Source organism: Pseudomonas sp. BIGb0558 (genome assembly GCF_024807515.1).
Lineage (GTDB): Bacteria > Pseudomonadota > Gammaproteobacteria > Pseudomonadales > Pseudomonadaceae > Aquipseudomonas > Aquipseudomonas yamanorum_A.
Map to the genome: position 1 here is coordinate 27853 of NZ_JANUEW010000032.1, position 14786 is coordinate 42638.

Here is a 14786-nt window from a genome sequence, read left to right on the forward strand (position 1 = left end):
CTCTCCAGCCGCTTGCGGTACTGACGATCCGTTTTCCTTCTGGAGTAACCCGATGAACAGTCTTTCGCCCTTGTTTCGCCGCCTCGCCTTTGGCCTCTGCGCCACCTTTTGCGTGGCAACCGTGCACGCCGCCGGTGCAGCCTCGTACAAAGTCGGTGCAACGGCCAGCGGCTCGCCGTTTACCTTCCTCGACATCAAGAGCAACAGCATCCAGGGCGTGATGGTCGATGTCGCCAATGCCGTGGGCAAGGCCGGTGGTTTCACCAGCGAAATCGAGCAGACCAACTTTGCCGCGCTGATTCCTTCGCTGACCTCCGGCAAGCTCGACTTCATCGCCGCCGGCATGCTCAAGACCGAAGAGCGCACCAAAGTCGTCGACTTCAGCGCCCCGGTGTACGCCTACGGCGAAGGCCTGATCGTCAGCGCCGACGACAATGCCGCCTATCCCGACCTCAGCTCCCTGAAAGACCAGGTGGTGGGCGTGCAAGCCGGCACGATCTTCTACGACATGCTCAACAAGCTCGGCATCTTCAAGGAAATCCGCACCTACGACTCCATCGGTGAAATGGTGCGGGACCTGAGCCTGGACCGTATCAAGGCCGCCGTGGGCGACCAGCCGGTGGTGGCGTACCAGATCCGCCAGAAGCTTTTCAAAGGCGTGAAGCTCGCCGCCGACTACAAGCCGGTCAACGTCGGCGAGGTGTGCCTGGTGGTGCGCAAGGGCGACAGCGAAACCCTCGCACGCCTGAACCAGGCCATCGCCAGCATCAAGGCTGACGGCACCCTGGAGGCGATCCTGAAGAAGTGGGGGCTTGATGCCCAGGTGCAGCCATGAACCCGGCTGAATTCCTGCAGAACGCCCAGGACTTCCTGCCGATCCTGCTGCAAGGCGCGTGGGTGACGATCCAGATTACCGTGCTGTCGTTCCTGCTCAGCAGCGCCATCGGCCTGGTGCTGGCGCTGCTCAAGCTGTCGCCGATCAAGGCGCTGTCGTGGGCGGCGAGCACGGTGATCAACGTGATTCGCGGCCTGCCGATCATCGTGCAGCTGTTCTACATCTACTTCGTGTTGCCGGACATGGGCGTGCACCTCAGCGCGTTCCAGGCGGGTGTGATCGGCATGGGCATCGCCTATTCGGCGTACCAGGCGGAGAACTTCCGCACCGGCATCATCGCGGTCGAGCAAGGCCAGCGTGAAGCCGCCGAAGCCCTGGGGATGCGCTCGGTGCTGATGATGCGCCGGGTGATCCTGCCCCAGGCCTTTCGCATCGCCCTGCCGCCTTACGGCAACACCCTGGTGATGATGCTCAAGGACTCATCCCTGGTGTCGACCATCACCGTGGCCGAGATGACGCGCCAGGGCCAACTGATCGCCTCGTCGACCTTCCAGAACATGACCGTCTACACCCTGGTCGCCCTGCTCTACCTGCTGATGAGCCTGCCGCTGGTGTATGGCCTGCGCCGCATGGAACAGCACCTGGGCCGGAGGAAAAAAGCATGATCGAGATTCGCCAACTGCAAAAACACTACGGCACCCATCGTGTGCTGCACGGCGTTGACCTGGACGTGGCCAAGGGCGAAGTGGTGTGCCTGATCGGCCCGTCCGGCTCGGGCAAGTCCACCTTGCTGCGCTGCATCAACGCCCTCGAAGCCTACGACGGCGGCACTATCAACGTGTTCGGCGAGACCGTGCAACGTGGCAGCAAGACCGTGCACGCCCTGCGCAGCCGCATGGGCATGGTGTTCCAGCGCTTCAACCTGTTCCCCCATCGCACCGTGCTGGAAAACGTGATGGAAGGCCCGGTGTACGTCAAACGCGAACCGCTGAAACAGGCGCGGGAAGAAGCCTTGGCGCTGCTGGATAAAGTCGGCCTGTCGGCCAAGGCCGATGCCTACCCGGAACAACTCTCCGGCGGCCAGCAGCAACGCGTCGCCATCGCCCGCGCGCTGGCGATGAAGCCCGATGCGATGCTGTTCGACGAACCCACCTCGGCCCTCGACCCGGAACTGGTGGGCGACGTGCTGGAGGTGATGCGCACCCTGGCCGATGAAGGCATGACCATGATCGTGGTGACCCACGAAATGGGCTTTGCCCGGGAAGTGGCCGACCGCGTGTGCTTCCTGCACGGCGGCTACATCGTGGAGAGCGGGCCAGCGGAGCAAGTGCTGGGCAACCCGCAACAGCCGCGTACCCAGGACTTCCTGCGCCGCGTGCTGCACCCGACGGCCAACACCCGGAGCCTGTCATGAAGTCACTCTGGGCAGCGACAGCACCTGCCGCACCGCCGACGCCCGCGTTGGCGGAATCCATCAAGGTCGACGTGGCCATCGTCGGTGCCGGGTACACCGGTTTGTCCACGGCCCTGCACCTGGCGGAGCGCGGCGTGAGCGTGTGCGTGCTGGAAGCCAACGAACCCGGCTGGGGCGCGTCCGGGCGCAATGGCGGGCAGGTCAACCCGACACTCAAATACGACCCGGATCAACTGGTGCAGATGTACGGCGCCGCGCGCGCCGAGCCGCTGATCCATACCGTGTCCAGCTCGGCCGACCTGGTGTTCAACCTGATCCAGCGCCATGGAATCGACTGCGCCCCCACACGCAAGGGCTGGATGCAGGTTTCCTATTCCGAAAAAGGCGTGGCGGGCCTGCATGCCCGGGCCGAACAGTGGGAGCGACGCGGGGTACCGGTGCAGCGCCTGGATGCCAACGCAGTGTCCTCTCGCATGGGCAGCCAGGCGTTTGCCGGTGGCTGGCTGGACGGCCGCGCCGGGGCCATTCAACCGCTGGCCTATGCACGCGGGCTGGTGCGCGCTGCGCAGGCGGTGGGGGTGCGCATTCACGGACAAAGCGCAGTGACCGCGATGCAACAGGCGGGCGCCGGCTGGAAGTTGCAGACCGCCAGCGGCGCACAGGTGTCGGCCGGCCAGGTGGTATTGGCTACCAACGGCTACAGCGGCGACTTGTGGCCCGGCATGGCCCAGAGCGTGCTGGCGGCCAACAGTTTTATCGTCGCCACCCGGCCATTGAACGGGCCTGCGGCAGACAGCATTTTGCCGGGGCAGGAAACCGTCTCAACCGCCCAACGCCTGCTGCTGTACTTTCGCAAGGACGCCCATGGCCGCCTGCTGATGGGCGGACGCGGGCTGTTCAACGACCCCACCGGGCCGGCAGATTTTGCGCACCTGGAGCGCTCGCTGGCGCTGCTGTTTCCGCAGTTGGGCAAGCTGGACTTTGAGTACCGCTGGGCGGGACGGATCGCGATCACCCGGGACTTTATGCCCCACGTTCACGAACCTGCGCCGGGGCTGACCCTGGCCTTGGGCTGCAATGGACGCGGGATTGCGTTGTGCACCAGCCTGGGCCAGCAACTGGCGGGACGTTTATGTGACAGCCGCTCGGACTTTTCCTATCCGGTAACCCCGCTGCAGCGACTACCCTTGCATGGATTGCAACGGTTCTACATCGGCGCGGGCGTGGCGTGGTACAGCTTGCTCGATCGCTTGAATGTGAGCTGAGAACGAGGGGCGCGCTTTTCGTCGCGCCCCTGCCCCGGCCCCCAGCCCCAACCTGTACGAAAGGAGTCGTCCGTGAACAGTGGAACAACGGCAAACGGACCGGCAGCACGCCTGGCCATGCTGTTCTATAGCGCCGTCAGCTATGGGATCTTTTTGCTCAGCGTCGTGTACCTGATTGGCTTTCTTGGCCACCTGGCAGTGCCCAAACATATTGATGACGGGCCCCTCCTCGACTGGCATCTGGCAGCGTTGACCGACCTTGGCCTGATCACGCTGTTTGCGATTCAGCATTCGGTCATGGCCCGTACGGGCTTCAAGACACGCCTGACCCGGTTCATTCCGGCGACCATTGAGCGCTCCACCTATGTGTTGGTCAGCAGCCTGATACTCGGGTTGATGTTCTGGCTGTGGCAGCCCATCACCGCACCTGTCTGGACGGCGGACTCTCCACTCGCAAAGGCGTTGATAACCGGTTTGTTCTGGACAGGTTGGGCAGTGGTTTTTGTGGCAACGTTACTGATCAGCCACTTCGAACTGTTCGGCCTCAAGCAAGCGATTGATCACCTTCGGGGCGCAAAACCCCGCGCCCAACCGTTCAAGACACCGTTGCTGTACAAGGTTGTTCGTCACCCGCTGTACCTGGGGTTCCTGATCGCGTTCTGGGCAACCCCGGACATGACCGTCGGGCATCTGCTGTTTGCGCTGGCCTTCACGGCCTACATCTTCATTGGGGCGCACTTTGAAGAAAAGGATCTGGTGGCGCTGTTTGGGGAGACCTACCGGCGCTATCAGAAAGAGGTCGGCATGGTACTGCCGTGGCGTCGGAAAGGTCAGCGGTGAAGGTCAAGGTTCGTGCTCGGATTTTTCCGACAACTGTTTCAGGTTGTCGGTCGGACTCGGGCTGACTAACCTCCCGCAGTCGCTGCCAATTCAGCGGCCGGATTTGACCGTCCGCCACTCCCAAGTACACCTGTGCCAACATCGACTCAGGCGTTTTTTTTACGTCTGTTGTATCGTGTCGCGGCAGCTGTACGCGGGATACCTTCGGGTATGCCGGGTTTCCTTGGGACCGGTCGGTCAACCCGCGTATAGCTGCCACCCTAATTCGTTTGACCGCGAATCGTGGCAGCTCCATTCCCCTTGGAGTTTCACCATGATTAAAGACAGTCCAAATCCCCCAAATCATGCCGACCGGCTTCAAGAAGCCGCTTACCGCGCCATCCACCACTACCTGAAACCTGACGCCCAACCCCAAACGCCCGAACCCACCGAGCTACCGTTCGATGGATTATTTACCGTGCGTAAGGACCTGGACACAGAAACCCTGCTGGCCAACGCCTCGCAAGACCTGGCGTCGATCAATGTCATCGCCGCTCACTTGGCCTTCGAAGTCGACGGCACCCAACGCAATGTGGCGCTGGGCATTTGCCGGATGCTGGAAGGTGTGCAGATGCTGGTCGACAAAGCGCTGGATAGCTGCGCGCAAACCTGCCCGCGCTAATGATCGTAATGATTGCTCCCACACGCGTGGGAGCAATCAAGCCCTAGAACACCGACCACCCAATCCGCTCACTCAACAGCTCCAACGCCTTCATCCCCGCCAACGAATTCCCGGCTGCATTCAACTCCGGCGACCACACGCACACCGTAAACTGCCCCGGCACCACCGCGAGAATCCCGCCGCCTACCCCGCTCTTGCCCGGCAAGCCAACGCGATACGCAAAATTCCCCGCCTCGTCATACAGCCCGCTGGTGGCCATGATCGAGTTCACCTGTTTGGTCTGGCGCGCCGTCAGAATCTGCTCGCCGCTGTGGGTGCACACGCCTTCATTCGCCAGGAAGCAAAACGCCTTGGCCAGGTCCAGGCAGCTCATCTGCAACGCGCAGTAGTTGAAGTAGCTGTGCAGCACCGCGTCCACATCGTTGTGGAAGTTGCCGAACGACTTCATCAGGTACGCCATCGCAGCATTTCGCGCACCATGCTGGGCTTCGGATTCGGCCACGACGCTGTTGACCAGGATCTGCGGGTTGCCCGACAGCCGTCGCACGAAGTCGCGCATGGACAGGATAGGCACGGCAAAGCGCGACTGGTTGATGTCGCAGATCACCAGCGCGCCGGCATTGATAAACGGGTTGCGTGGCCGCCCGCGCTCGAACTCCAGTTGCACCATGGAGTTGAACGGCTGCCCCGACGGTTCGTGGCCCAGGCGCTCCCAGATGCTTTCGCCGCCATGGTCGATGGCCTGCACCAGGCTGAACACCTTGGAGATGCTCTGCACGGAGAACAAGGTGTGGGCATCGCCCGCGCAGTAGGACGAGCCGTCATTGCCATACACGGCAATGCCCAGTTGCTGCGCCGGCACGTCGGCGAGCGCGGGGATGTAGTCGGCGACCTTGCCGAGGCCGATCAGTGGACGGACTTCGTCGAGGATCGACTCCAACAGGGACTGCATGTTGTGTTCGGGCATGGTTTGGAAAATAATGATTGGCGGGCGCGGAGGATACCTGAAACGCCGGGACTTACGGGTGTGTTCAATCTCGCTGACAGCGCAAAAAAAGGGCCTTCAGGCGTTCCAACAAGCAAAGAAAATCAATGTGGGAGCTGGCTTGCCTGCGATGCAGACACCTCGATGTATCAGTTGCACCGAGGTGATGCTATCGCAGGCAAGCCAGCTCCTACCTTTGACCCGCTACACGCTCCCGCCCCTTGAAGGCCACCGAAAAACAAAAAAAGATCAGCAACGCAAACCCCGCCGGGAACAGCCAGATGCTGCGCCAGTCATGGCTGCCACCGGCCGCCGCGTAGTGGTCAGTCACCTGCCCTGCCACCCAGAACCCGATCAACATGCCCACGCCGTAGGTGGCCAGGGTAATCAGCCCCTGGGCCGAACTCCTGAAGCGCTCCGGGGCCTTGGCGTCGGTGTAGATCTGCCCCGAGACAAAGAAGAAGTCGTAGCAGATGCCATGCAGCGCGATCCCGGTAAACAGCATGAACGCCAACTCACCGTTGTTGCCATAGGCGAACAGTGCATAGCGCAGCGCCCAGGCCAGCATGCCCACCAACAACGCGATCTTGATACCGAAGCGCTGGATGAACAGCGGCAACAGCAGCATGAACAACACCTCGGACACTTGCCCGATGGCCATTTTTGCCGTCGGGTTGGTCACGCCGATTTCCGCGAGAAACGGGTTGGCGTTCTGGTAGTAAAACGCCAGGGGAATGCAGATCAGGATCGAGGCGATGAAGAACACCAGGTAGCTGCGGTCCTTGAGCAAGCCCAGCGCATCCAGCCCCAGCAGTTGCTTGATACCACCACTGCCCGCCTCGGCCTTCAACGGCGCGGTACGCGGCAAGGTGAAGCTGTAGAAACCCAGCACCAATGAGGCGATGGCAGACATCAGGAAGGTGTTGCGCAAGGCGCCGGTGGTGATCGACTGCTGGGAATCCCAGGCGAACACAAAGCTGATCACCAACCCCGCGACGATCCAGCCCAGGGTGCCCCACACGCGGATGCGCGAGAACTCCTGGGCCGGGTCGCTCATTTGCCGGAAGGCCACCGAGTTCACCAGGGCCAGGGTCGGCATGTAGATGACCATGTACGCCAGTACGTAGGGATAAAAGCCGACGAAGTCCGGCGCGCGGTACAACTGGTAGAGCAGCACCGCGCCGATCAGGTGCAGCACCGCCAGGATGCGCTCGGCGTTGAAGTAGCGGTCGGCGATCAGGCCGATGATAAACGGGGCGATAATCGCGCCCCACGACTGGGTGGAAAACGCCATGCCGATTTGCCCGCCATTGGCCCCCAGGTTGCTGGCGAGGAAGGTACCGAGGGTGACGAACCAGCCGCCCCAGATAAAGAATTGTAGGAACATCATGACGCTCAGTCGCGCTTTCATTGTGGTCACCGTTTTATTGTTATTTTGGGTCAGAAGCGGTGTTCAGGCGTCGGGCAGGCCCAGCAGCCGTCGGTTGGATTGCTCGTCGGATGTCACACCGGCAAAGTCATCGAACGCCTTGGTGGTCTTGCGGATCATGTGCTGCCGGATGAACGCCGCCCCTTCTGCCGCGCCTTGCTGTGCATCCTTCAGGCAGCATTCCCACTCCAGCACGGCCCAGCCCTTGAAGTCATATTGGGTAAGCTTGCTGAAGATCGATTTGAAGTCGATCTGGCCGTCGCCCAATGAGCGGAAACGCCCGGGGCGGTCGACCCATCCCTGATAGCCGCCATAGACACCGGAGCGCGCATCGGGGCGAAACTCGGCATCCTTGACGTGGAACATGCGAATGCGCGCGTGGTAGCGGTCGATGAAGCCCAGGTAGTCCATTTGCTGCAGCAGCAGGTGGCTGGGGTCGTAGAGAATGTTCGCCCGGGGATGGTGGTCGACGGCTTCGAGGAAGCGTTCGAAGGAGGCGCCGTCGTGCAGGTCTTCACCGGGGTGGATTTCGTAGCACAGGTCGACACCGGCAGCTTCGAAGCAATCGAGGATCGGCAGCCAGCGCTTGGCCAACTCGGCGAAGCCTTGTTCCACCAGGCCGCCGGGGCGCTGTGGCCACGGGTAGATGTAGGGCCAGAGCAGCGCGCCGGAGAAGGTCGCGTGTGCGCTTAAGCCAAGGCGTTGGCTGGCGCGGGCGGCGAGTTTCAATTGCTCGATGGCCCACTCGGTGCGCGCCTGGGGTTGGCCCCGCAGATGGGCCGGGGCGAAGTCGTCGAACAGCGTGTCGAATGCCGGATGCACGGCCACCAGTTGGCCTTGCAGGTGGGTCGACAGCTCGCTGATTTCGACGCCGGCGTGGGCGCAGGTCGCCTTGAGTTCGTCGCAGTAGGCCTGGCTTTCAGCGGCGCGGGCCAGGTCGATATAGCGGGTACCGAGTGTGGGCAACTGGATCGCGTTGTAGCCCTGGGACGCTGCCCATTGGGCGATGTTGGCGAGGGTGTCGAAAGGCGCTTCGTCCGAAATGAACTGGGCGAGAAAAATACCGGGGCCGCGCATGTCTGTGATCTCCTTCATAGATGGCTGGCCAGGGTCGTCCACTTCGCGTCACCGCGATGGTTGGCGATCACGGCTTCGATAAAGGCCATGCCGCGTACGCCGACTTCGATGCCGGGCACGCCGACGGCTTCGGTGCCTTGGCGAATGGCGCTGGCGAAGTCGCGGTAGAGGTTGGCCATGGCTTCGAGATAACCCTCGGGATGCCCGGCGGGCAGACGCATGCGTTGCAGTGCCGCGTCGCACAGCCAGGGCTGGCCGGTGCCGGAGCGCAGGATGCGCAGGGGTTGATCGAGGGAACGGTGGATCAGGCTGGCGGGTTCTTCCTGGCGCCATTCCAGGCCGCCTTTGTCGCCATACAGGCGGATCTTCAGCGGGTTCTCTTCACCGGCACACACTTGGCTGGCGATCAGCACGCCGCTGGCGCCGGCCGCCATCTTGAACAACATCGCGGCATCGTCGTCCAGTTGGCGGCCAGGTACGTGGATGCCCAGGCTGGCGCAGAGCTGTTCGATCGGTTGGTCAGCGATGAATTCGGCCAGGGAAAAGGCGTGGGTGCCAATGTCGCCGATGCAGCCGCCCAGCCCCGACAGCTCGGGACGGCTGCGCCAGTCCGCCTGTTTGTTGCCCTGCCCGGCCACGTCCTGGCTGAGCCAACCCTGGGGGTACTCGACGATCACCTTGCGCAGGGTGCCGATGACGCCGCTGCGCACCATGTCGCGTGCTTGCCACACCATCGGGTAGCCCAGGTAGGTGTGTGCCAGCCCGTAGAGTCCGGGGCTGGTGTTGACGACCTCTGCCAGCGCCTGCACTTGAGCAAGGTTGAGGGCGGCAGGTTTCTCGCTGAACACATGAAAGCCCGCCTGCAACGCCTGGGTCGCAATGGGCGCATGCAGGTGATTGGGGGTAACGATCACCAGCAACTGCATGCGCTGGTCGGCCGGGAGCGCCTGCTCGGCGGCCAGCATCTGCTGCCAGTCGCTGTAGCAGCGGGCCGCGGGCAAGCCCAGGGCGTTGCCGGTATTGCGGTTGTTCTCGGGCTGGCGGCTGAAGGCTCCGCACACCAGCTCATAACCGCCATCCAGGCCCGCCGCCTGGCGGTGAGCCTGGCCAATGAAGGCGCCCTCGCCGCCGCCCACAAAGCCCATTCTTATTTTCTGCAGCACTGCCGTCATCGCAAGTCTTCTCTTTTGGGGCGTTTACCGATCATGATGTAACCGGTTACATCATGCCGGAAATTTAGGCCCAGTTGCACGCGGTGTCAAACCCCGGCTGCGGTAAACTTGGCGGCTGTTGCTCTGATAACGAGGTGGTCTTGTCCAATATTCGTGAAGTCGCCCGCTTGGCCGGGGTCTCGGTGGCCACCGTGTCCAGAACCCTGGCCAGCCCTGAACGTGTGCTGCCCGAGACCCGCGACAAGGTCAACGCCGCCGTGGAACAGACCGGCTACCGGCCGAACCGCATGGCGGTGCAATTCCGTTCGCGGCGCACCGGCAACCTGGTGATCCTGGTGCCGGCGATTGCCAACACGTTTTTCGCCCGGGTCATCAGCGGTGCACAGCAAGCGGCGCAAGCGGCGGGTTACCGGTTGCTGTTATGCGACACCCGGGGCCAGGCAGAAATCGAAAAGCAGTTCGCCGAATTGGTCCACGCCCATCAGGCCGATGGGGTGATTCAGTTGCGCGCATCCGACCCGTTCAGTGATTGCACCGACTCGCCGCCGCTGGTGAATGCCTGTGAGGTGATCCAGCACGGCCGCCACCCCACCATCAGCCTCGACAACCGTGGCGCGGCCATGGCCATGACCCAGCACTTGATCGACCTCGGCCACCGCCGCATCGGCTTGATCAAGGGCCCCAAAAGCAGCCCGCTGACCCAGGACCGCGTGGCCGGTTATGAAGACGCCTTGCACGCCGCGGGCATCCCGCGCGACCCGGCACTTATCTGCCACGGCGACTTCACGTTGCACGCCGGTTTCGAGGGCGCTGGCATCATGCTCGCCCTGCCCGAACGCCCCACGGCATTGTTCTGCGAAAACGACGAAATGGCCATCGGTGCCTTGAAGCGCATCAAGCAACAGGGCCTGCGCGTGCCCGAGGATATTTCCCTGGTGGGCTTTGATGACATCCCCTTCGCCGCCTACTGCGACCCGCCGCTGACCACCATCGCCCAGCCTGCCGAAACCTTTGGCCGCAAGGCGGTGGAGATGCTCATCGCATTGATCGAGAAAACGTCCCTGCCGGAACGCCAGGTGGTGTTGCCGTTCGAACTCACCTTGCGCGACAGCACGGCAGCGCCCAAGACTCAGTAGTGCGCCACATCCGACACCTGGGTATCCAGCACGTCCCGCGCCAAGGCCCAGGCCTGATCCCTGGACTCCACCACCAGCAGCGGGTAGCCCCACGCCTTGCCGAACATCACGGCAAACGGCTTGAGCGCCAGGCGCTTGGCCGCGTTGGGCTCCACTTGAATCATGCCTTTGACGAAAGCCCGCAGGGCCGGCTTGTGCTTCTTCATCCAGATCGAGGCCTGTTTGCGTTCTTCGTGGGAGTGCTCGTGTGTGCTTTCATCCACGGCTTTTTCGTGCAGCAGGACGAAGGGCTCCTCACGCTGCAACAAGGCCTCGAACGCGGCAAAGGTATCGGGCGGTGGCGTGTCGCTTGGGGCGTCAAACACGATTTTCACCACGGGGAATGTTGAACTGTCGAGTTGCATGGGAAGCTCCTTTAACGAGAATGGTTCTCATAATAGCCAAGCCGCCACTGGACGCCATTGCACAGAATGGCCAGAATGTTTCGCATTCCAGCCAAGGCTCTCGCCGCCATGTACAACCATCGCCTCGAAACCCGTGACCCGTTGCGCCCGGCCCTTGCCGATGCGATCCCCCGCGCCGTGGTAGCGGTGAGCGCCTCGAGTACCTCCGCCAGCTGGGAGCACGCACCCCACCAGCACCGCAAGGGTCAGTTGATGTACACGTTGCGCGGGGTGATCCATTGCGTCATTGAAGAAGGCATCTGGATCGTGCCACCCCAGTGTGCGTTGTGGATTCCCGGTGGCCTGTCCCACGCCGCACGCGGGTCGGGAGCCGCGGATGTCTACTGCCTGCTGGTCGATCCCGACGCTGCCAGCGCCCTGCCCCGGCAATGCTGCACGCTCGCCGTATCAGCGCTGTTACACGAATTGATCAGCAAGGCCGTCAGCTTCCCGCCGCTGTATGACACGGATGGCGCCCAGGGACGGCTGGTGGCGACGCTGCTGGACGAACTGGCACTGGCACCGGTCGAGGCCCTGCACCTGCCCATGCCCCGGGACATCCGGCTCAGGCGCCTGGCCGACAGTTTGCTGGCCAACCCCAGCGACAAGGCCACCCTGGGTGAATGGGCCGTGCGCATCGGCATGAGCGAACGCAGCATGACGCGGCTGTTGCTGGAGGAGCTCGGCCTGAGTTTCGGCCGCTGGCGCCGGCAGCTGCATGTGATCCTGTCACTGCAGCGCCTGGCCAAAGGTGAAAGTGTGCAAACGGTCGCGCTGGACCTGGGCTATGAGAACGCCAGCGGCTTTATCACCATGTTCCGCAAGGCTATCGGCAAACCACCGGCGCGCTACCTCGCAGACCGTGCAGGCATATCCGAGCGCACAACGCCCGCTATCGCCCTGCTGGATTATTATAAATAGTCGAATTTTAAGCATTTAGAGCTTAAGGACTAGAAGGGTTAAATCAATCCGGCCAGAAAAATCAAGCCGGCCTAAAATACTTATCGCACACTAAAAATTTGCACTAGCATATGAGAACTCCCGCCCAGAAATCCGCTTTCAATACCCACCCGAAAACCGCCTTACCCCCCGTAAATAAAGTGCCGAATGTTAAAATTTGTCACGTTTTGGCGTATTCAATTCGATTAACATCTAAACGCCTGCAGCGATTGAATTGACGGCCTCGCATGCCGGAAAAGGGAGCAACGTGATGCATTTTTCCAACGTCCTCGCTATTGCACGGACCCCATCGAAATCCGAGGACTTCAGCGAGCTTATAGTTCGTACTGTACCGAAAAATCTAAAAGTCGATACACGCTCCTACGGCCAACTAATTGGTCCCTATGAAAGCCATGGACATTACCGTGCCATCATCATAGAGATCGACACCCCCTCTGCCAGCACTCAAACGCTGGACATCATTAAAAAAACCAGATCCGAAAACCCCGGCAGCACGATTTTCCTGGTTGTCACCTTTGCCACCACACTAAGCAAAACCAAATATTATCTCGCAGGCGCCGACTACTGCATAAAGGTCGTCGAGAGCTCGCCCGAGAAAAAACTTGCGCTCTTCGCCGCGTTCCTCAGCGAGACATACTGGCTAAGTAATACTGATTTGCTACTCGATCAGGACCGCATGTGCATCTACGGCGGCGGCAAAAAGCTTGAAGTGTCTTTCGTCGAAATGAAGGTACTTGAAGCCCTCATTCATAATCGCCTGCTCAGTCACGATGAAATTGCCGTGGTGATGGGACTTAACGCCAGATTTTATGACTCGCGCGCGCTGGAAAAATCGATTAGCCGCTTGCGTGGCAAAATAAAATCACACTACGGAAGTAATATTATTCAAAGTATTCGGGGTTACGGCTACAAACTAAGCAGAGGGCTGGCTTCGGTTAACCATATCCACCCCGTCAAGGAGCGGCCGAACCGTGAATAGCGGAACTCAATTACTTGCGGAGTCATTCGACTTCAAGTTTTCGCGGCAAGCGATACTTGAACGAAATTGTACGTTATGGGGCAGCGAGATCAGGGTTCATAGCGAGCAGGCGCCTGAGAGCCTGCCTGATGATGTGTATCCCTTTTATTCCAAAAAGCTAAAAGACGCTTACAGCGAAGCTCTGCAATACACAAAGCCCAACTCATTTGCCCGAGAAGGAAAACGTTTGCGTGTGGATAAAGGCCCGGGGCCGCACAAGTTTCTCCGGATAGAGCAATCCTTATTGATGAATGATGACCTGCTCAAGGAAATCATCAACACTTCCAACGCACTGGAAAAACACAAACAACAACTTATTGTCAGCATTGAAAATACACTGGATACTCTCGCGGGTCCGGCAGAACGCAGAAACATGATCCGCCAACTCTATACACTGAAAGACCGTAGCGACGTAAAACTTGCCTATAACAATTACACATTGCATACAAAAAACACCGACCTGCTGATCGACTTGAGTCTTTATGACTATATAAAAATGCCTTTTCCAGACTCGGCCCTCCGGCTCAGTCTGAATACGCGCTCAGGCCTGTTCGACCGGCTTTACGACCAGATGCTGGGACTAATCAGCACCACCCGGGTCTCGTTCATCGCCGACAACGTCGAGTATGCCGACAGCGCGCTTCTCGCCAGACGCTTGCCTTTTGACTATTTTCAGGGCCCCTACTTCTCCCCTGCTGATAGTTTATGAACCCCCGTACTTTCCTGGAATCGGTGAATGCCATGAGTTCTCTCAAGAAACACACATTTACATCCACGTACCCGTCCATCGCGCTACATGATTTCACGCCCAACGTGGCATTTTTACATTACGACGTTGACAGCGGCCCGCTGGTCGAAACCGCTGAAAAAGCATCGGATGCCTCGGCCAGTTCCTATGCCGTGACCAGTGAACAGAACTTCAATCTATGGCTAAGCAATTATGTCGCCGCCAAAAGACTTTATGAGGCCAACAACCGACTAACCCGACACCTTCAAGACACCGCAAAAAACCCGAAAATCAGCGTACTGAAGTCAGAACCTGCGCGCCATGAGCTTAATAACACTACAGCGGAAATGGTTAATACAACGTCCGCCTTGCGCGCCCCGGATGTCTGGCTACTTACCCAACAAGACCGGGCATTGGTAAAAGGCGGATTGCGAATTTCCCTGACCACTATTGAGTCGGCCCTGATCAAAAAGATGCTGAATCATGAAGAACGTGTGGTGAGCAAAGAGGAGCTGATCCGCAACATCGGGCGCGAACCCGATATCTATCGAGGGCTCGAAATGTGCCTTAGCCGGCTCCAGGACAAGTTCAAGCGGGTGAACGATGGCGAACGCCTGTTCCGGGCGGTACGTAACCGCGGTTATTGCCTCACACAAAAAATAAAAAGCCCATTGAGCAACCGCAACAACGTCGCCGAACAATAATTATTTCATAAAAATTACAATTCACCCTGCCTATTAAAACCCCTTTCTATCTGCCATTTTATAACAACATGCCCGCGTTATAAGTCGTCAGCCATTGCTCCCTGCCATTCATTACTATCA

At 60.1% G+C, this 14786-nt stretch carries 16 protein-coding genes; 11 read left to right on the forward strand and 5 right to left on the reverse strand.

Annotated elements, in window-relative coordinates; all coding sequences use genetic code 11:
- Positions 1-52 precede the first annotated feature (52 nt).
- The 6 genes from M2400_RS26435 to M2400_RS26460 all read left to right on the forward strand — a co-directional run bounded on the left by M2400_RS26435 (position 53) and on the right by M2400_RS26460 (position 5015).
- Complete coding sequence (locus tag M2400_RS26435) at positions 53-835, forward strand: ABC transporter substrate-binding protein (RefSeq protein ID WP_259198113.1); 783 nt, start codon at positions 53-55, stop codon at positions 833-835.
- Positions 832-1500: an ectoine/hydroxyectoine ABC transporter permease subunit EhuD gene (ehuD, locus tag M2400_RS26440; protein ID WP_008435412.1), complete on the forward strand. Its 669-nt coding sequence runs from the start codon at positions 832-834 to the stop codon at positions 1498-1500. Before M2400_RS26435 ends, ehuD begins: the two co-directional genes overlap by 4 nt.
- Entirely contained in the window at positions 1497-2249 is a 753-nt protein-coding gene (locus M2400_RS26445; RefSeq protein ID WP_177114525.1) for an amino acid ABC transporter ATP-binding protein, read from the forward strand. Before ehuD ends, M2400_RS26445 begins: the two co-directional genes overlap by 4 nt.
- Positions 2246-3514, forward strand: coding sequence for an FAD-binding oxidoreductase (locus M2400_RS26450; protein WP_177076598.1), 1269 nt, complete (start codon positions 2246-2248; stop codon positions 3512-3514). Before M2400_RS26445 ends, M2400_RS26450 begins: the two co-directional genes overlap by 4 nt.
- A 72-nt stretch (positions 3515-3586) precedes the next feature.
- The gene (gene mddA / locus M2400_RS26455) at positions 3587-4354 is read left to right on the forward strand and encodes a methanethiol S-methyltransferase (protein WP_259198119.1); all 768 of its coding nucleotides are present in this window, start codon (positions 3587-3589) and stop codon (positions 4352-4354) included.
- A 313-nt stretch (positions 4355-4667) separates the two neighbouring features.
- Positions 4668-5015, forward strand: a complete 348-nt coding sequence (locus M2400_RS26460; protein WP_259198122.1) for a DUF6124 family protein — start codon at positions 4668-4670, stop codon at positions 5013-5015.
- A 43-nt stretch (positions 5016-5058) separates the two neighbouring features.
- On the opposite strand, the gene glsB is transcribed toward M2400_RS26460, so the two are convergent.
- The 4 genes from glsB to M2400_RS26480 form a co-directional block, all read right to left on the reverse strand.
- Positions 5059-5967 carry a glutaminase B gene (gene glsB, locus M2400_RS26465; RefSeq protein WP_177047596.1) on the reverse strand — a complete coding sequence of 303 codons (909 nt, stop codon included), beginning with the start codon at positions 5965-5967 and terminating at the stop codon, positions 5059-5061.
- 223 nt (positions 5968-6190) lie between these two features.
- Positions 6191-7411, reverse strand: a complete 1221-nt coding sequence (locus M2400_RS26470; RefSeq protein ID WP_177047594.1) for a nucleoside permease — start codon at positions 7409-7411, stop codon at positions 6191-6193.
- Positions 7412-7453: 42 nt separating this feature from the next.
- On the reverse strand, positions 7454-8506 hold the full coding sequence (locus M2400_RS26475) for a sugar phosphate isomerase/epimerase (RefSeq protein ID WP_259198124.1): 1053 nt from the start codon (positions 8504-8506) through the stop codon (positions 7454-7456).
- A gap of 14 nt (positions 8507-8520) precedes the next feature.
- Entirely contained in the window at positions 8521-9678 is a 1158-nt protein-coding gene (locus tag M2400_RS26480; RefSeq protein WP_405046201.1) for a Gfo/Idh/MocA family protein, read from the reverse strand.
- Positions 9679-9818: 140 nt separating this feature from the next.
- On the opposite strand from M2400_RS26480, the gene M2400_RS26485 reads away from it, so the two are divergent.
- Positions 9819-10814: a LacI family DNA-binding transcriptional regulator gene (locus M2400_RS26485; RefSeq protein ID WP_177131268.1), complete on the forward strand. Its 996-nt coding sequence runs from the start codon at positions 9819-9821 to the stop codon at positions 10812-10814.
- Here the strand turns inward: M2400_RS26485 and M2400_RS26490 are convergent.
- On the reverse strand, positions 10808-11218 hold the full coding sequence (locus tag M2400_RS26490) for a hypothetical protein (RefSeq protein WP_177121449.1): 411 nt from the start codon (positions 11216-11218) through the stop codon (positions 10808-10810). The genes M2400_RS26485 and M2400_RS26490 overlap by 7 nt on opposite strands.
- A gap of 108 nt (positions 11219-11326) precedes the next feature.
- Here M2400_RS26490 and M2400_RS26495 point away from each other — a divergent pair, with 108 nt between their 5' ends.
- From M2400_RS26495 to M2400_RS26510, 4 genes are all read left to right on the forward strand, one after another.
- Positions 11327-12178: a helix-turn-helix domain-containing protein gene (locus tag M2400_RS26495; RefSeq protein WP_177047671.1), complete on the forward strand. Its 852-nt coding sequence runs from the start codon at positions 11327-11329 to the stop codon at positions 12176-12178.
- 289 nt (positions 12179-12467) lie between these two features.
- Positions 12468-13196, forward strand: coding sequence for a winged helix-turn-helix domain-containing protein (locus tag M2400_RS26500; RefSeq protein WP_177047586.1), 729 nt, complete (start codon positions 12468-12470; stop codon positions 13194-13196).
- Positions 13189-13944, forward strand: a complete 756-nt coding sequence (locus M2400_RS26505) for an EAL domain-containing protein (RefSeq protein ID WP_259198128.1) — start codon at positions 13189-13191, stop codon at positions 13942-13944. The genes M2400_RS26500 and M2400_RS26505 overlap by 8 nt, the downstream gene beginning before the upstream one ends.
- 32 nt (positions 13945-13976) lie before the next feature.
- Entirely contained in the window at positions 13977-14666 is a 690-nt protein-coding gene (locus M2400_RS26510) for a helix-turn-helix domain-containing protein (RefSeq protein WP_259198130.1), read from the forward strand.
- Positions 14667-14786: the final 120 nt, after the last annotated feature.